General features: G+C 62.7%; 16 protein-coding genes. 11 read left to right on the top strand and 5 right to left on the bottom strand.

Annotated elements, in window-relative coordinates; genetic code table 11:
* Positions 1-110: 110 nt before the first annotated feature.
* The 5 genes from GO707_RS06525 to aroF all read left to right on the top strand — a co-directional run bounded on the left by GO707_RS06525 (position 111) and on the right by aroF (position 2,777).
* Complete coding sequence (locus tag GO707_RS06525; protein WP_114539264.1) at positions 111-329, top strand: hypothetical protein; 219 nt, start codon at positions 111-113, stop codon at positions 327-329.
* Positions 319-630: a hypothetical protein gene (locus GO707_RS06520; protein ID WP_114539263.1), complete on the top strand. Its 312-nt coding sequence runs from the start codon at positions 319-321 to the stop codon at positions 628-630. The genes GO707_RS06525 and GO707_RS06520 overlap by 11 nt, the downstream gene beginning before the upstream one ends.
* 257 nt (positions 631-887) lie before the next feature.
* Complete coding sequence (locus GO707_RS06515) at positions 888-1,451, top strand: HdeD family acid-resistance protein (protein ID WP_114539262.1); 564 nt, start codon at positions 888-890, stop codon at positions 1,449-1,451.
* A gap of 247 nt (positions 1,452-1,698) precedes the next feature.
* Positions 1,699-1,980, top strand: a complete 282-nt coding sequence (locus GO707_RS06510; protein WP_022739332.1) for a chorismate mutase — start codon at positions 1,699-1,701, stop codon at positions 1,978-1,980.
* Positions 1,977-2,777 (top strand): 3-deoxy-7-phosphoheptulonate synthase, encoded by an 801-nt coding sequence (gene aroF / locus GO707_RS06505; protein WP_114539261.1) that lies wholly within the window; start codon positions 1,977-1,979, stop codon positions 2,775-2,777. The genes GO707_RS06510 and aroF overlap by 4 nt, the downstream gene beginning before the upstream one ends.
* Before the next feature lie 348 nt (positions 2,778-3,125).
* On the opposite strand, the gene aguA is transcribed toward aroF, so the two are convergent.
* The 3 genes from aguA to ptcA form a co-directional block, all read right to left on the bottom strand.
* Positions 3,126-4,250, bottom strand: coding sequence for an agmatine deiminase (gene aguA, locus GO707_RS06500; protein ID WP_114549152.1), 1,125 nt, complete (start codon positions 4,248-4,250; stop codon positions 3,126-3,128).
* Positions 4,251-4,313: 63 nt separating this feature from the next.
* Positions 4,314-5,789 (bottom strand): APC family permease, encoded by a 1,476-nt coding sequence (locus tag GO707_RS06495; RefSeq protein ID WP_157012593.1) that lies wholly within the window; start codon positions 5,787-5,789, stop codon positions 4,314-4,316.
* A gap of 63 nt (positions 5,790-5,852) precedes the next feature.
* Positions 5,853-6,923 carry a putrescine carbamoyltransferase gene (gene ptcA, locus GO707_RS06490; protein WP_157012592.1) on the bottom strand — a complete coding sequence of 357 codons (1,071 nt, stop codon included), beginning with the start codon at positions 6,921-6,923 and terminating at the stop codon, positions 5,853-5,855.
* Positions 6,924-7,239: 316 nt separating this feature from the next.
* Here ptcA and GO707_RS12580 point away from each other — a divergent pair, with 316 nt between their 5' ends.
* The 5 genes from GO707_RS12580 to GO707_RS06465 all read left to right on the top strand — a co-directional run bounded on the left by GO707_RS12580 (position 7,240) and on the right by GO707_RS06465 (position 11,571).
* Complete coding sequence (locus tag GO707_RS12580) at positions 7,240-7,896, top strand: helix-turn-helix transcriptional regulator (protein WP_198161033.1); 657 nt, start codon at positions 7,240-7,242, stop codon at positions 7,894-7,896.
* Between the two features lie 575 nt (positions 7,897-8,471).
* Entirely contained in the window at positions 8,472-9,080 is a 609-nt protein-coding gene (locus GO707_RS06480) for a hypothetical protein (RefSeq protein ID WP_114539259.1), read from the top strand.
* 33 nt (positions 9,081-9,113) lie between these two features.
* A complete protein-coding gene (locus tag GO707_RS06475) occupies positions 9,114-9,953 on the top strand; it encodes an energy-coupling factor ABC transporter ATP-binding protein (protein ID WP_114549148.1) in 840 nt (279 codons plus the stop codon).
* Entirely contained in the window at positions 9,950-10,804 is an 855-nt protein-coding gene (locus GO707_RS06470) for an energy-coupling factor ABC transporter ATP-binding protein (RefSeq protein WP_114549147.1), read from the top strand. Before GO707_RS06475 ends, GO707_RS06470 begins: the two co-directional genes overlap by 4 nt.
* Positions 10,804-11,571, top strand: a complete 768-nt coding sequence (locus GO707_RS06465; RefSeq protein WP_114549146.1) for an energy-coupling factor transporter transmembrane component T family protein — start codon at positions 10,804-10,806, stop codon at positions 11,569-11,571. The genes GO707_RS06470 and GO707_RS06465 overlap by 1 nt, the downstream gene beginning before the upstream one ends.
* Before the next feature lie 18 nt (positions 11,572-11,589).
* Here the strand turns inward: GO707_RS06465 and GO707_RS06460 are convergent, their stop codons facing one another.
* Positions 11,590-13,449, bottom strand: a complete 1,860-nt coding sequence (locus GO707_RS06460; RefSeq protein WP_157012591.1) for a DUF6320 domain-containing protein — start codon at positions 13,447-13,449, stop codon at positions 11,590-11,592.
* Positions 13,422-14,438, bottom strand: coding sequence for an alpha/beta hydrolase (locus tag GO707_RS06455; protein WP_114549144.1), 1,017 nt, complete (start codon positions 14,436-14,438; stop codon positions 13,422-13,424). Before GO707_RS06455 ends, GO707_RS06460 begins: the two co-directional genes overlap by 28 nt.
* Positions 14,439-14,829: 391 nt before the next feature.
* Here GO707_RS06455 and GO707_RS06450 point away from each other — a divergent pair, with 391 nt between their 5' ends.
* A complete protein-coding gene (locus tag GO707_RS06450; protein WP_114549143.1) occupies positions 14,830-17,040 on the top strand; it encodes a HelD family protein in 2,211 nt (736 codons plus the stop codon).
* Positions 17,041-17,583 lie beyond the last annotated feature (543 nt).

Raw genomic sequence — 17,583 nt, 5'->3', positions numbered from 1 at the left:
CCACCCTCCCCGTCAGGCTCCCTGTCCTTTTTGTGCGCGTCTCATGCCATACTCGCTTTGTAACTTGGAACCAAGCGCTTGGTGGGGGAGCTATGGGGGAGACGGCTCGTATGGCGCCACAGCGGGTCAAGGTGTCCAGCAGGCGGCAGATCGCTATTTCCGCGAAGGCCTACAAAGATATGGGGTTCACCGAGTATGCCCTCATTGAGCAGACCGACGAAGGGCTTCTCATCAAGCCGCTGAAGGTGGAGGACGAGAGGATCTCCCTCGATGTGTTGCGCCGGCTTATCGTCGAAGGCTGCGAGGGCGAGGCGCTGGTTGGATGCTAAGGCTACCGATCTCGCTCGTATTCAGGAGACGTTCGATCTCGTCACGGAGACCCAGGGGCAAATCAGTTGCCTTGGCATTACCGAGGTGCGTTTCAAAGATCCGGCGATGGATGTGGACCGCCTTTTCTTGGAGGCCATCATGAATCGTGTGCTTCGCATTACCGAGGGGTCGGCTCGCTCAGCGACGAAGCTCTTGCGCACTACGACTTCGAGCGTAGAGCCGTCAGGGGCGTTCGTAATCGGTTCGCTCACGACTACGGCGATGAAGTTGGGTCTGGAGCTGGAAGCGACGCGATTCTAGGGCGTTGCCGTTGTTGACGGAATGGTAACGCTGTCTTTTCGCAATGGTGGTCTTATTAACGGGTTGGTGACGGCGGGCGGCCTTCTTCAACTGATTGTTTTCAACGCTGATCTCAAGGCCCACCGTTTTGTGCGAGCGCTTTAGCATGTCGCCAGTAAGAGAGATCCGAAGGGCGCGGTCGCAGGGGAGGGTGGCGCGTGACCGGGGGTGTCGGATCCGAAGTAGGGGCGCTTAGGCGCCGAGCGAGAGGAGCAGCTGTGGAGAAGTTTCTGAACGTTGTGCGATCGAACAACATGGTGCAAGCGGTGCTTTGCATCGCGTTCGGGCTTTTCCTGATGATCTACCCGTCCATTACCGTGCAGGGCATCATTATGCTTTTCGGCGTGGCCCTGGCTTTGATGGGCGCGGCGGGGCTGCTGTCGTACTTCCGTCAGCGCAGCGTGCGCTACCGCGACTCGGGCACGCTCATGGCGGCGGTGTTCTACGTTATCATCGCAATCATCGCCTTCGTCTTTCCCAAGGTGATCGCCGGGTTCTTCTCGGTGGTCCTCGGCGTGGTGCTCATTTTGCTGGCCATCGTGAACGTGGTTCGCGCGTTCGGCCTGCGTGCGTTCGGCAGCAGCATTTGGATCGCTGTGCTTGCGGCGGCTGTGGCCGTGGGTATCGGTGGTGTGCTTATCGTGGTGAACCCATGGGGTGCGTCCATGACTTTCGTGCTCGTGCTCGGTGCGACATTCGTGGCCAACGGCGCGGTCGACCTGTTCATCGAGTGGTATACCCGCGATTCCGAGAAAAAAGTCGGCACTTTCATGCGTCGCTAGCGGTTTTTGCTGCGTAGTCTTCTCCGGGCTTTCCGTCTGCGCGAAGGGCGTGCGAAGGGCGTATTTGAATAGGCGTGCCCTTCGCTTTTGTCGATGGCGGGCGGTCGGGGGCTTCTATATCCGTTTCCCTTTGCGACCTCGGCGCGGACCGGGGTCTTTGCTATCATGAACGCCACGCGAGGGCGGCGGCGCTTTTAGGCGGTGCGGCCATGCTCGTTCAAGTTTTTGGTACACGAAAGGAAAAGCGATGTCTGAAGAGAACAGCAATCTTGCCGAGATTCAGAAGCATCGTGAGCAGATTGACGAGATCGATCGCGAGATCGTCGCGCTTCTGAACAAGCGCGCCGGTCACTCGCTGGTCATCCGCGGTCTGAAACCCGGTGCGCATCTGGGTCTGTACGACGCGCGCCGCGAGGAGGAAATCTTCGCGCGGGTGGATAGCTACAACGAGGGGCCGCTCTACAACGAGAACCTTCGGGAGATTTACGCTACCATCTTGAAGATCATGAAGGAGACGCCGTCCGTATGAGCGAAGTGAAGATTGCCCCCATCCCCGATCTCGGCCAGCGCACGGACGAGATCACCATTTATGCCGGGCCCTGCTCGGTGGAGTCCGCCGAGCAGTTCGACGAGGTGGCCGAGTGCATCGCCGATCTGGGCCTCACCTGGATCCGCGGCGGCGCCTTCAAGCCCCGCACCAACCCGCACTCGTTCCAGGGCCTCGGCGAGGAGGCGCTCAAGATCATGAAGAGCGCCGGCGACCGCTACAACCTGAAGACGCTGACCGAGGTGATGGATTCGGCCCACTGCCAGCTGGTGGCCGACTACGTGGACGGCCTGCAGGTGGGCGCCCGCAACTTCCAGAACTTCAGCCTGCTGAAGAAGATCGGCGAGGTGACGGCCGACACCCACCAGATGGTGCTGTACAAGCGCGGCTTCGCCGGCACTATCGCCGAGTGGCTCGCCGCCACCGACTACATCACTGATCACGGCAACACCAACGTGGTGCTCTGCGAGCGCGGCATCCGCACCTTCGAGACGGCCACGCGCTTCACGCTGGACATCGCGGCGGTGCCGGTCATCCACAAGCAGTCGCTGTACCCGGTGTGCATCGACGTGTCGCATCCGGCCGGACAGCGCGACCTGGTGCCGTCGCTGGCAAAGGCCGCCGTGGCCGCCGGGGCCGACTCGCTCATGATCGAGGTGCACCCCAACCCGCCCGTGGCGCTTTCCGACGGCCCCCAGCAGCTGACCCCGGCCCAGTTCCGCGAGCTCGTGGCCGAGCTGCGCGAGTTGGCCGCCGTCCTGGGAAAGAAGATCGTGTAGCGCGCTTTTCCGCTTGCAGGTTCATTATGCGACTGCGAAAAAGTGACCGTCCCCTTCTCGGGTTCGGCCACTTTGCTGTATAGGCCCCGAGATTGTTGCAAATCCTTTGTTTCTGTCTATTGAGCAAGAAAAACACGGCAATAATCGGGGGTTTGCGGCTCTGTTTTGGCAGATAAAGGTGCTTTGCAACAGGAATTCAGCCCCCATAGGGCGATTTAGCTGTTGCAAAGCGCTTGTTTTTGTCCAAATTATGCTGCGTGTTTGGCGAATATTGCCGATTTGCAACAGAGCGGGGTGCAGTTTGTCTGGCGTGATGCGCTATTCTTCCTTTCAGCCGCGCCGATTCTGCTATTTCCTCTGTGGTTTCGGTTGCTGTTGGGTGATGCAGTGGATGTTGCCGCCGCCGTAGAGAATCTGCGTGGTGTTCACGCCGACGATTTCGCGGTCGGGGAACATGCCCTGGATCTGCTCGATGGCGAGCTCGTCGTTGGGGTCGTCGTATTGGGGGACGATGACGCCGCCGTTGACAATGAGGAAATTGAGGTAGGATCCCATGACTTCGTAGTCGCTTGTGCGCTCTTTGGCCGTGTCCACCGTATCGATGGTGGCCGCTGCAGCCGGGTCGAGCGCTATGGGATTGGCTCCCATGCAGAGCTTGTGGACCTTCAGCTTGCGGCCTTTGGCGTCGGTGGCGGTCGAAAGGGTTGTGAAGGCGTCTTGGGCCACTTGGTAGTAGGGATGCTCTGTGTCATCGGTCCAGATACAAGCAACTTCGCCCGGGGCAACATAGGTCGCAACACCGTCGATGTGCCCGTTGGTCTCATCGGGATCAATGCCGTCCTTTACCCAAATGACCTTCTCGCAGCCAAGATAATCGCACAGGTGCTGTTCGATCTCGCCCTTGGTATAGTGCGGGTTACGACCGGGCGAGAGCAGGCACATCTCGGTAGTGATGACCGTTCCTTCCCCGTCAACGGTGAACGAGCCTCCCTCGAGGATGAAGTTGTCGGGCTTGTAGCGGTCGACGTGAGCCAGGTCGCACACCTTCATTCCGACGAGTTCGTCTTGGTTCCAGGGGAAGTAGAGGCCGTCGTGCAGGCCGCCCCAGGCATTGAATCCGAAATGAACCGCGCGCAGGTCTCCGGAGTCGTTGACAACGAAGGCGGGCCCGCAGTCGCGGATCCACGCATCGTCGGATTCCATCTCCACGATATCGATAAGCTGGTCGTTCTTAAAAAGGCAATGGGCAGCTGCGTAGTCGACGGGCTTGACTCCGATTGTCACGGGTTCGAAGTGGGCAATGGCGCGCGCCACGTCGGCGAAAACTTGCTGTGCGGGTTTTGCCCCGTATTGCCAGTTGTCGGTTCGATGAGGCCAAAGCATCCAGATGCGCTCTTGGGGCTCGTGCTCGCCGGGCATATGGAACCCGTCTGCTTTGGGCGTTGACTCGTTCTCGTAAATTGTTTTCTCCATAATGCATCCTTTCGTTCTGGGACAGTATCGGGGCTATTCTTTTCGCAGGCAGTTCATTTTTCGCTAATTTCTCGCCAGGTGCTCCTCTCTCTGGGATCGCTCTTCCTCAACTTCGGCTCCAGGTAGGGAACGGGCCGGTGGTTCGCCGCTCTTGCCCATGCCAAGGTAGGCCTGGGGACGTTTTTTGCCCGCGACGATGCGAACGACCTCTCCCAGTATGATGAAGGCGATAACGGTGATGAGCATGGGCAGTTTCGCTAGCTCCGACTCCGAGCCGTCGAGGGGTACGATGGTGATGAAGGCAGCTAGCACGAGGATCACTACGGGTAGCCACGCCAAGACGCTGAGAACGGCGCGCGAGCCGGGCACGCGGAAGAGTCGGTTTCGATTAGGGTCGATGCGCCGCAGTTTCAGGAAGGCCGGGAACATAGGAATGTAGCTGAAGAGCAGGAATACGACTCCCACGGAGAACAGCACCCAGAAAAAGTCCCCGATACCGAACGCCTCGGCGACGGGCAGGAGAAGCACGACGATGGATGCGATGATGCCGTTTGCTATAGTGACTCCCTTCGGCATGTTGCTTTTGCGGGTTTCCGTGGAAAACGCGGTCGGCATGTTCCGGTCTTTAGCTGCGCACACAACAACGAAATTAACGCCGAACGACCAGCTCACCATATTGCCGAACAGTGTAAGGAGGAAGACGACGCCGACGATGATGAGCGGGAGCGACCCGTCGCCCGTCATGATGGCGACGGCGTCCATGATGCCGGAATCGAGGCTCAGTTCAGTCGCAGGAATGGCGGCGCCGATGCCGAACGAGCCAGCCATGTAAATGGCGGCGATGACGATGCCCCCGATGATAATGGCCTTGGGAATCTGCACGCGTGGGTTTTCCATGTCGCTTGCGTAAGTGGCGACTACCTCGAATCCCAGGAAATTGAAGAGGATGATGGAGAGGTACGCAAGAGCGTTCATATCGAACGACGGCATGAACGTTGCCGGGGCCATATCGCTGGCGAATCCCGAAGTTGCCGCAAAGTAGATTCCGAGCCCTCCGAGGCACAGGGCTATAGCGACTTTGAGGACTGCGGCCACGTTCATGATCCAAATGGCGTCAGAGGCGCGGGAGAAGCTGATGAAGATGATGATCCAGATAAAAGCGAGCTCTATGGCCAAAGAGGGAACGAGACCCAGCTCTATACCTGCCATGGCTCCGAGGGTGCTGGGGAAGAGCACGGCCAAGCTGGCGATCCACAGGGGGAAGTTGATCCAGTAGTACCAGCTGACGCGGGCGCCCCACTTGTCGCCGAAGGCACGGCGCACCCAATCGTACAGGCCTCCCTCGTCGTCGGCATAGGCGGTTCCCAGCTCCGATACAATAAGGCCGTAGGGCAGAAGGAAGGTGATGATCAGGAATATCCACCAGAAGAACTGCTGGTTTCCGATGGCCGCGGCGGGAGCGATGGCTTCGGCAACGAACACCACGCAGATCACCGAGAGGATCACGTCTAAAAGCTTGAACTTCTTCTTACCACTCATAGTGTGGCTCCTTACTTGGAAGATGAAGGCGGGGGAGCCGCAACTCCCTCGACCCGGTACGTCTTACAGACCGTGCTTGCCCAGCTTTGCCATGCAGCTGTCGATGGTGGCGCGGTAGGCAGTCGCCTTCTCCTCGTCCGGCTCGCTCTGGGGGCACAGGGTGGCCAGGATGGCGCGGATGGAGTGCTTGCGGTTCTCAGCCTCGTCCCAGCACAGGCTGCGCGCGGGGTCATCCATCGCCTCGTCCACCACTTCCTCGCCGCGGGTGGCGGGCAGGCAGTGCATGAACTTGGAGTCCGGGCCGGCCGCGTTCATCAGGTCCCAGGTCACCTGGTACTTCGGGTAGAACACGTCCATGTAGTTCTCGCCGGAGACCTCCTCGTCGTAGAGGCCGTACCACACGTCGGTGTAGACGAAGTCGGCGCCCTCGATGCAGGAGATGTCGTCGGAGACGGTGATGGTGCCGCCGGAGACCTTGCAGTTCTCCTCGCCGATGGCCATGAGCTGCTTGCCGAAGGCGGCGCGCTCCTCGTCGGTGCCCACGTGCAGGGCGCCGTCGGAGATCTGGTGGCCCTTCGGGCCGAACTGCACGAAGTCCATGCCCATCTTCGAGGCGATGAACATCAGCGACACGCACACCTGGGTGGCGTCGCCGATGAAGGCGAGCTTGCAGTCCTCGATCTTCTTGCCGGCGGGCAGGTTCTCGATCATGGTCATGAGGTCGCCGAGCTCCTGGGTGGGATGGTTGAACTCGCTCATGCCGTTGATGACCGGCGCGGCGGAGTACTTCGCCAGGTCCACCACGTCCTTGTGGCGGTCGACGCGGGCCATGAGGATGTCGACGAGGCTTCCCATGACGCGGCCGGAGTCCTCGATGGACTCATGGCCGCCCAGCTGGATGGAGCCGGGGCCGAAGAACTGCGCGTGGCCGCCGAGGTCGGTCATGGCCGTCTCGAAGGAGATGCGGGTGCGGGTGGACACCTGCTGGAAGATCATGCCGAGGGTCTTGTTCGCGAGCAGCAGCGGGTACTCGCCGCCCTCCTTGATGAGCCCCTTCATGGCGATGGCGAGGTCCACCATGCCGAGCAGTTCCTCCTTGGTGAAGTCGTTGGTGTCGATGTAATCCTTGACCATGGAAATCCTCCTATCTGGGGATATCGTCCGTAATATGGCAGAATCCCCCATTGGCTCGGCGGTTTGAGATACCGCTGCGCTTATGGTAAATTTGAGCGACGAACTATGAAATTCTTTGAGTTGTGCATCTTTTCATTCTGCATAAATATATGCAGCGCGGCGGCGAGTCCTAGAGTGCGGAGGCGTTATGATCTCGGAGTCGGAATGGCGGCAAATAGACGATGTAGTTTTTGACATATATCAGGCGGAGAACGTGAGGGACTTGCGACTCCGTTTCCTCGAGAGGATGAAACAGCTGGTTCCCCACGAGATTTCCGTGTTCGATCTCAAAGGCCGACGCCGAGGTCGAGATGTCTTCTTCGACCCGGTAACCACCACCATCGAGAAGAAGGCTCTTGATAGCTATTACGACGAATTCATCGAGAAGGACTACACATCGTGGGCGACGAGTCAGATGGGCGATATCGTTGCTTATCGAGATTCAGATTTCATTTCAGACGGAATGAGGCAGAAAAGCGAGTTTTACCAGAAATGGATGAGGCCCATGGGCGTCGTCTATGGCTGCGGTATCAACGTCTTCAGCCATGGCGTTGGCTTTGCGACGGTGACGTTTGCACGTGACGAAGGGGAGGGAGATTTCACCGATAAGGAGTTGGATATTCTATCGGTGACGGCTCGCCATCTCGGTGAAAAATTCCACCAACTGTATCCAGTGGGAGTTTCGTATCGCGGCCGAGGCGGGTCGCTCGAGAATTTTAACGAGTTGTATGGTCTTACGGCGAGAGAGGCGGAGATTTGCGAGATGGTATGCAGCGGCCTTCTTCCCGCAGAAATAGCCGCAAGCCTCACGATATCGACGAGTACGGTCAACCGACACTTAGCCAACATCTATCAGAAGACGGGAGCGGGGAATCGCTCAACGCTCCTGCGCAAAGCCCTGCGCTCTCTAGGGAAGGATGCCGTTTTCGACTGAATCGCGCAGTTGGGCTCTCGCAACGCACCCGTTTTCACCCCTCAACCCTTTCGCTCTCGCTTTTGCCCTCCAAGTCTTGCCCTTCAAGGGCCCGTTGGCGGGCGGTGGGGAAATTGGGGGTTGCGCGGTTGGTTTTCTGTGCTAAAGTACACGCAGCAATTGAATATACCTTAAACCGATGAGGCGAAAGTCAAGCCATCCGGGCACTCACAGAGAGCGGGCGCAGCTGAGATTCCCGCAGAACGCCAGAGGGTAAATGGATCGCCGAGGGAAAGGGGAAAGGCCCGACGTCGTTTGTTCCGACGAGGCCGAGTATCTGGACCGTGAGCCTGCGTTAAAGGCAGAACGGGTGATGGCCCGTTCATGAGAGGGTTCGCATCGCGCGAATCAATTAAAGGTGGCACCGCAGATCGAGGGATCTGTCCTTTAAGCGAAGGACAGATCCTTTTTTGTTGGGGTCGGCCGGGAACCTCTCGAAAGGCGTCGGCGAAGGAGCAATTGCTACGAATTGGAAGGCCCGTAAGAAGCGGGCACGAGGGGCGGTGGGGAAACCGCCCGAGAAAGGACTGATCGACATGGCAGAACTCCGTATGACCGCCGACGCTGAAACCGCAACCCCCGCCGCCGGCGCCAAGCGCACCGTGGCTGCGGCTGAGAAGAAGGGACTGGCCATCCAGGATCTCATCTTGGTGGCCGTGCTTCTGGCCGCCGGTGCCGTGCTGAAGCTCACGGTGGGCAGCCTGCTCGCCTCCTTCGGCATGAAGCCGAACTTCATTATCGCCGCCTACTGCCTGGCCATTATCATCATCCGACCGAACGTGGCCCAGTCGCTCGTCATCGGGCTCATCGCAGGCCTTGTGTGCCAGATTCCGATGCTGAACGCCACGCCGCTGCTCAACATTCCCTCGGAGCTTTTGGGTGCGCTCGCCTGCGGGCTGCTCATCCACGTGCCCATGAAGATCGGCAAGCTGGACGTGAACCCGCTCGTGAACACGTTCATCTCCACCTGCGTGTCCGGCTTCACCTTCGCGGCGCTGTCCGTCTACATCAACGTCGTGTCCGTGGGCGGCGACTTCGCCGTGGCCATGGCGGCCTACGTGGCCATCGTGCTGGGCACCGCCACCTTCAACTGCATCTTCGTCGAGGTGCTGGCGACGCCCCTGAAGAAGGTGCTGAAGCGTTAAACTGCTGGTCCGGCACGAGCAAGAAAGGTCATCATGATCGAGTTCAACGAGTTCAGTTTTCGGTACCGGGAAGGGGCCGAGCCCGTGGTGCGCGACATCACGCTTTCCATTCCCGACGGCTGCTTCGTCGGCATCACTGGGGCGGCGGGCAGCGGGAAGTCCACCCTCACCTACGCCATCAACGGCATCATCCCGCATTGCTATCCGGGCGACTTCTACGGCTCGGTCACGGTGGAAGGGTGCGATACCGTGGACACCTCGCTGACCGACCTGTCGCGACTGGTGGGCAGCGTGTGCCAGGACATCGACTCCCAGATGGTGTCCACCGTGGTGGAAGACGAGATCCTCTACGGCCTGGAGAACTTCGCCGTGCCGCGCGAGGAGATTCCCGCGCGGGTGGACGAGGCGCTCGCCTCCATGGGCATCGCGGATCTGCGCGACCGCACCATCGACAGCCTGTCCGGCGGCCAGAAGCAGAAGGTGGCCGTGGCCTCGGTGCTGGCGCTGCACCCCAAGGTGCTCGTGCTGGACGAGCCTACCGCCGAGCTGGACCCGGCCTCGTCGGTGACGGTGTTCGATCTGCTGGCCCGCTACGCCCGGGAACACGGCACCACGGTCGTCGTGGTGGAGCAGAAGATCGCGCTTCTATCCGACTACGCTGACATGCTCGTCATCGTGGACGAGGGCCGCATCCGCTTCGCCGATACGCCGGACGCGGTGCTGGCCCACTCCGAGGAGCTGCTGGCGCTCGGCGTGAACGTGCCGCGCTCGACGACGCTCATGAACGCGCTTTCCGCCCAGGGCCTGTACGCCGGCCCCACGGTGCGCAACGTGGCCGGGGCCGCGGCGGCGCTGAAGGAGGTTCTCGCATGATCGAGTTCAAGAACGTGTCGGCGTCCTACGACGGCGAGCTGGCCGTGCTGAACGACGTGAGCTTCACGGTGAACAACGGCGACTTCGTGGCCTTCGTCGGCACCAACGGAGCGGGGAAATCCACCACGATGCGACTCGTGAACGGGCTTTTGAAGCCCACCTCCGGCGAGGTGCTCATCGACGGCGTGCCCACGACCTCCCTGAAGACGAGCGAATTGGCCCGGCGCATCGGCTTTCTCTTCCAGAACCCCGATCGGCAAATTTGCTGCAACACCGTGCGCGAGGAGCTTATGTTCGGGTTCAAAGCGCTCGGCGAGGAGGGGTCGGAAGCGGAGGCGCGGGTGGACGCCATGATCGAGCGCTTCGGCTTCGACGCGGATGCCGAGCCCTACCTGCTGAACCGCGGCACGCGGCAGCTGCTCGCGCTGGCCTCCATCATCGTGCTGGCGCCGCCCACCATCATCCTGGACGAGCCGACCACCGGTCTCGACTTTCGCGAGTGCGTGAAGGTGATGGATGTGGTGCGCGAGCTGAACGAGAACGGCACCACGGTCATCATGGTCTGCCACGACATGGAAGTGGTGGGGGACTTCGCCCGCCGCGTCATCGCCATGACCGCTGGACGGGTGGTGGCCGACGGCCCCACCTTCGAGGTGCTGCGCGACGGGCGCGTGCTGAAGGAGGCGCACATCCTGCCGCCTCAGGTGACCGAGGTGTCGCTCATTCTCGGGCGCGAGGCGGCCTGTCCCGCGGCTGTGGCCGAGGCGAACACCGTGGCCCAAATGGTGACGGCGGTGGCCCAGGCATGCGATAGGGAGGTCGAAGACGTGGAAGTGGAGGCGATCGACTAATGGCCAAGTTTCTGGAATATGTGCCGGGGGAGAGCTTTCTGCACCGTATGAACCCCTGTGTGAAGCTCATCGGCGCGGTGCTCATCGCCATCGCCTGCTTCGTGACGAGCAACCTGGTGTTTCTGCTGATCCTTCTGGCCGCCGCGCTCGTCATGGCCGCTTCGTGCGGGCTGGGTCGCGAGACGGCCGGCCTCTGCAAGGCGGTGTTCGCGTTCTCGCTCATTCTGGCCGTGGTCATCCTGCTCACGACGCCCCACGGCATGCCGCTCGTGCCGCTGCCCTGGGGGTACATCGGCACCGGCAGCCTGCTGGCGGCGCTCACGGTCGTCGTGCGCCTCATGGCGGCGGCGATACCTTTGTTCCTCGTGTTCTACGTCACGAAGATGAACGACCTGACAAACGCGGCCGTCAAGCAGCTGCACGTGCCCTACAAGTACGCGTTCACCTTCACGAGCACGGTGCACTTCATTCCCGTGTTCATGAACGACATGGCCGGCATCATGGAGGCCCAGACAGCCCGCGGCGTGGAATTCGACGGCTCTTTTGCGAAGAAGGTGCGGCTCATGATTCCTCTGTGCGTGCCGCTTCTGGTGAGCTCGGTGCGCAAGACGAACTCCGCCGCCATCGCCGCCGAGGTGCGCGGCTTCAACCTGCGCACGCGCACGAGCGGCTACAAGGACTACCCGCTGCATGCCGAGGACTTCGTGGCCCTGGCCGTGTGCGTGGCGGTGCTGGCCGCCGCCATCGTGCTGGCAGTGGTGGGGTAGGGACTGGAGACAGGTGGCCTACCGCAGCGAGAACAGCTTGCGGGCTTCGGCGGCCAGTTGCTTGCGGCCGACCAGGAGCAGGATGGCCAGCAGGGCCGCGGCGGCTGCGCCGGCGGCTATGGCCAAGGGCGGCCAGGTGATGAGGCCGGCGGCCAGAAGCGCCAGGGGAACGAGCCCGAGCAGCACCTCGTAGATGAGGTACTTCGCGTATCCGGTGACAAACGGTCCGCGGAAGGCGATGAGGAGCACCGCGTTGAACGCGAGGGCCAGCATGCACAGGCCCGGCACCACGTAGGTGGTGACGATGAGGTTTCCCGTGGATGCGAACCACAGCCCCGCCACGGCCAAAAGCACGAGGAAGTAGCGCTCAACCACGCGGATGAAGTCGGGGGCGTGCACGATCATGTTCCGCACGAACAGCCAGTTCAGGGCCACGGCCGCACACGGCGCCCCCACGGCCAGCGCGCTGCCGCCCGCAGTGCCGCCCAAAAGCGCGATAAGTGCGATGCAGATAAGGGTGAGCACCGCCAGAACCGTGCGGACGCGGGTGCTCTTGCGCTCGAAGGAGTTCGGCGGGAACACCGATGGCACGGGAGCCGCCTTGCGGGCGGCCGCCAGCGGACCGGGGCGGTGGAACGCCGGCGCGTCGCGGTTTGCGTTCAGATATCCGCGCATCCCCTCGTCTTCCAAAACCTCTGCCAGGGCGCGGGTCACCTTCTGGCCGAGGAAGCGGCTGGAGATGCCGATGGATAGATCGTCGCCGTAGGTGCACACGATGAAGTTGAGGCCGGAGGTGGACGTGAGCGCGCTGATGCCTTCCACGTAGGGGGCCGTGCATTCGTCCAGCGCCACGCGGCCGAGGCTCGAGACGGTAGTGGTGACCTCGCGGGCGGCGCGCGCGTCGGCGACGGCCAGCGCCGCATCCTTCACGATGAGGGGCGCCGCGCGCAGAAGTGGGTTCTTCTCCAGCTTGATCATGGCCATCATACGGCGCTTCAGGGATGCGGGCTCGCATCCGGCGGTCAGCTGGCGCTGCACTTCGACGGCCACCTCGGCCACCGAGGCATTGGCGGCGCCGGGAGCGTAGGAGACGAAAGCGAGCCCGAAGAAGTTGCGCAGGGTGGCCGAGCCGAAGAGGCTGCGCAGGTCGACGGGGACGTCCAGGTGGATGGCCCGGCGCCGGTCGCGGGCGGTCATCGTGGCGCGCACGGCGCAGATGACCGCCGCGATGAGGTAGGAGGTGACGCTGACTCCGGCGTCTTTGGCGGCGGCATGCACGGCGCTGGCCGATAGGTGGTATTCCAGGTAAAGCGGGTCGGCGTCGGTCTTCAGGCCCGTCAGATGGAAGACGCGCGGCTTTTTCGCCTTTCCCGCCGCGGAGCGGTCGTAGTTGGTCGTGAAGCTGTCCTCGGTCTTCTGCGCCTCGGTGCCCGCATAAGCGCAGGCGGCGGCTTCGGGCAACCCGTAGCGCTCGGCCACGTAAGCGCCGAGCAGCGCTTTTAGGAACTCCAGGGCCCCGCGCCCGTCGGAGATCATGTGGGACACTTCGACGTTGATGCGCCGGCGATAGTAGCTCACGCGGAAGAGCACGCTTTGGGGCCCGGCATGCAGGCCGTAGCAGATGGGCAGGTTCTCGGGAGTCACGCGCGGCGCGGTGCCGGACGGTTCCAAGTAATGCCAGAACATGCCGGATCGCAGCGATACATTGAAGCCGGGGAACTGCGCCACGGTGGCGTCCAGCGCGCGCTGCAGCGCCTGCGCGTCCACCTCGTCGACCATGGTGGCCGCCAAGCGGAAGATGGTCTGGTTCGGGCTTCCCGCCTGGGCGGCGTAGAACTTGCCGACGTTGTCTAGTCGGTACCAAGAAGCGTCAGCCATGGCCGGTCACCGGGTTTCGGGAGCGGGTCGCCATCGAGGAAGTGCGCGATGAGGCGGTAGGTGTCGCGCACGAGCGAGAGCACGGAGGGGTACAAAAAGTAGCCGTGGACGCCGTCGTTCATGCGGAAGCAGGCCACTTCGTTGCCCTCCGCATCCAGGCGCGCAGCGAAAGCCTCGCCCTCGTCGCGCAAAGGGTCGTACTCGGCGGTGATGACGAGCGTGCGGGGCAGGTCGGCCAGCGACGTCGCGATGAGCGGTGCGAAGCGGGAGTCGTGGAAATCGGCGGGCGTGCGCAGGTACAGTTCGATGTAGTCGACGATGGCCTGGCGGGTGAGAATGTAGTCCTCGCCGTTGTCGCGCACGGAATCGAACAGCGTCGTTTCGGAGTGGTCGTTGTACACGAGCGGGTACAAGAGGATCTGGGTGCGCGGGCGGAAGTCGCCGCGCTCGCGGGCGAGAAGGCTCACGGCCGCCGTGAGGTTGCCGCCGGCCGAGTCGCCCATGAGCACGATGCGCCCGGGATCGGCGTCGCGGATAAGCGTGCCGGCGAACAGCTGCCGCGCCACGGCGTAGCAGTCCTCAAGCGCGGTGGGGAAGCGGTGCTCGGGGCTGCGCCGGTAGTCGACGGCGATGACGCGGCGCTCGAGCTTCAGCGCCGTGCGCATGCAGGCGTCGCTGTAGAATTCCACGTCGCCGTTGGCCCAGCCGCCGCCGTGCAAGTACAGGATGGTGCCGCGGTGATCCTCGTTCACGTGTAGGCCCCGCTTCAGGGAGAAGTCGATGTCGAGGGGCGTGAACACGCGCAAGGGAATCTCGTAGCCGTCGTCGGCTGTGGCGGTGATCTTGTCGATGCGGCAGCGCGGGTCGGCAATGGTGAGTTTGCCGGCGGCGTCCTCCACCTTGCGCTGGGAGTTCCAGGAATTGGCCACGTCGGGCTGCAGGCGCGTGATGGCCTTGATGACCGCTTGGACGGCGGGGTTCATGGGCATGAGCGCTCCTTGTCTCGGGGTCGGCGGCGTCGAGCGCCGCGGTCGACAGCGGCATCGGGCGCCGCAGTCGGCGACGCTTTTGACGCCACGTAAACGCTGAGTTCCATGCTAAGGGAAGTTGTCCCTGCTGACGTCTGGCTGCTGCCCCTTGGCATCAAACGGTAAACGACTCGCTACAGCCATACCGTCTTAGCATGGGAAGCGAAGTTGCGCGAATTTTGTGGAGGTCGGTGCGGTGGCGACTGGTGCTCAGGCGCGGGGCCGCTAGCATAGCGTTTCCCCTTGACGTCGGCGCATCTCACGGCTTCGACCTCTCAGGTTTCCCGGACGGGGCTCAGCGAGGGCCGAGCCGTCCGCGTTTCGCGAAATCTGGACGAGGAAGGAGAAGGCTGTGGATGCGGAACATGACGAAGCCCTGCTTCGGTCTGCAGACGCAGATGCCGATGCGGACACCGATGGAGGATCCCCTAGCATAGAAGCGGAAGAGCAAGCCCACCTTGACGAGGTGTTGGGTGCGGTGCGCGCGGCCGTCGATCGAGCGCGCGGGTTGGCCGAGCGTACGGAGGCGAGCCATCGCGAGGCGGGGGCGCAGCTGGCGGCCTCGCGTGGCGAATTGGCGCCGGAGGAGGCGCATCTTTCTGCCTATGAGCTGAACCGCATGGACGCCCAGGCCGCTTTGGCCCATCGCTCCCGAGGCCGGTTGGAGAAGCTGCTCGATTCGCCCTACTTCGCCCGGGTCGATTTCGTCGAAGGCGAGGAAGGGGCGTCCTCATCTGCCGGTTCGGCCGAAGGCGAGACGGCGGCCGCACGCCAGATCACCTACCTCGGGCGCTTCGCCCTCACCTGGGAGAACCAGGCGCTCATCTCCGATTGGCGAAGCCCGGTGGCCGCGCTGTTCTACGACTTCGAGCCGGGGCCGGCCGCCTTCGAGGCACCGGCCGGGCGCCGGGAGGGAACGCTCGCGCTCAAGCGGCAGATCTCCATCGAGGAGGGGCAGCTGCGCTACGCGGTGGACTCCAGCTCCAGCGTGCGCGACGAGGTACTCGCGACGGTTCTCGGGCGCACGTCTGACGCGAAGATGCATGATATCGTCTCCTCCATCCAGCGCGAGCAGAACGCCGTCATTCGCGATGAGGCGCCCGGCACGCTTATCATTCAGGGCGTGGCCGGCTCGGGCAAGACTTCCATCGCGCTGCACCGGGTTGCCTACCTGTTGTATCGCCAGAAAGAGCGGCTGACCTCGCAGTCGGTGGCCATCCTCTCGCCGAGCCGGGTGTTCTCCGACTACATTTCCGGGGTGCTGCCGGAGCTGGGCGAGGAGCCAGTGCGGCAGTGGAGCCTGCACGACTTGGCGGCCCTCCTTTTGGAAGGGATCACGAAAGTGGCGCTCCCGGTGTCGGCTGCCGATGAGGCCGACCCGGTTCGGGCGGCCCGTGCTGCCGCCAAGGGCACCGAGGCGTTCGCTGCCTCGTTGACGGCGTGGCTCGGCGCTCAGCTGGGGGAGAAGGGCTCCGGCGATGGGAAGGTGGCGGCATCGGAGCTCTTCGAGCCGCGCGACTTGGCCGTCGGGGGCGACGTGGCCGAGGCGTCCTGGCTCGCCGAGCGCTTTGCGGCTTACGCGCCGGTGCCCTTCGATGAGCGCCTCGACCTTATCGCCGGCGACGCGTTGGAGTTGGCCCATGGCAAGACCTTCGGCCGCTATGTCCACACCATGCCGACGCGCCGCGAGCTGCGCGGGCGGCTCCTGCGCATGATGCGGGCCAAGAACCCGCTGGCGCTGTACAAGCGCTTTTTAGCCGACACGGGCCAGAGCGCCCTGTTTAAGGCGCCGGCCAAGGGCGTGGTGGAATGGGAGGACGCCTTCCCCGTCGTGCTGTGCGCCCTGGCCTTCGCGGGCCCCGACGGATTCGCCCCCACTTCTGCCGTGCGCCATCTGGTCATCGATGAGATGCAGGATCTGACGCCGGTGCAGCACGAGGCCATCTCCCGCCTGTTCCGCTGCGATCGCACTATCCTGGGGGATGTGAACCAGCTCGTGGACGGCCGTGCGGTGTCGGCGCCCGAGGCGGTGGCGGCCCATTATCCGGGCGCGCGGGTGGTGCGGCTCATGACGAGTTACCGTTCGACCAGCGAGATCACCGAGCTGGCCGCCCGGGTGATGCCCGTTGCGGGTCTCGTCGCCGTCCAGCGCCATGGGGAGGCGGTGCGCTTTGCGCGCTGCGGCGACACCGTGGGGGTGCTCGCGGCGGTGGACGAAGCCATCGAGCGGTGGCGTGCCTCGGGGCGGCGCACCTTGGGAGTCATCGCGAAATCGGACTTCCTCGCCGCCCGCTACGCTGAGCTCATTGCGCGCGATCACGACCTTACGCTGCTCACCGATGAAACGGACGCCTACCCGGGCGGTATCGTCGTCAGCTCGGTGCGCCTAGCCAAGGGCCTCGAGTTCGACGAGGCGGTGCTGCTGGACGCCGACGGCCGCCAGTACGCCACCGAGGCCGATCGCAACCTGCTCTACGTGGCCGTCACCCGCGCCATGCACGCCCTGACCGTCCTCTACCGCGACGAACCGAGCCCGTTTCTGGGGGAGAAGCGGCTGCGTTAGGCCAAGCGCGGGCGGCCAAGCGGATCGGTTCTATTGCCCCAGCCCCATATCTGCAAGCGCTACGAGGCGGCACCCGCAGGCGGCGGCTTCGGCTCGGCAGGCGTCGGTAAAGCCGCTTTTCGAGAAGAGGAACAGCCGCTGTTTGTCGGCGCTCCCGATAAGGGTTTTGTATAGTCACGATTATAATAAACGTAACTATACAAAACTAGTACCGCTTGTACAGGAGAATCGGCCTCAGCACTTGCCTGGAATGAGGCGATGCCGCAGCTCTTTCTAGGGAAGAGACGGACGCGTTGGCCAAGCTTGTTATATTGTGGCGGGTCGACGCGCTTGGATCCGCTAAGAGCCAGTATGCGAAATTGGTCGGACGCCGAGTTGTCAGAATTTGTATCAAAATCTGCACTTATCAGCGTCCTGGGGGTGCGGACAGTTACTTGGACAGCGGCCTACGCCGCCAGCCCCAACCGCCTCCTGCGGTTGTCTATCGTATCGTAGACGGTCCTGCCGCCCTCCCGGAAGGCCTTTAGACGGACGGTCGAGTAG

Origin of the sequence: Adlercreutzia rubneri (assembly GCF_009755265.1) — a bacterium.
GTDB classification, from domain to species: Bacteria; Actinomycetota; Coriobacteriia; order Coriobacteriales; family Eggerthellaceae; genus Adlercreutzia; species Adlercreutzia rubneri.
This window is presented reverse-complemented; position numbering and strand designations above follow the sequence as displayed.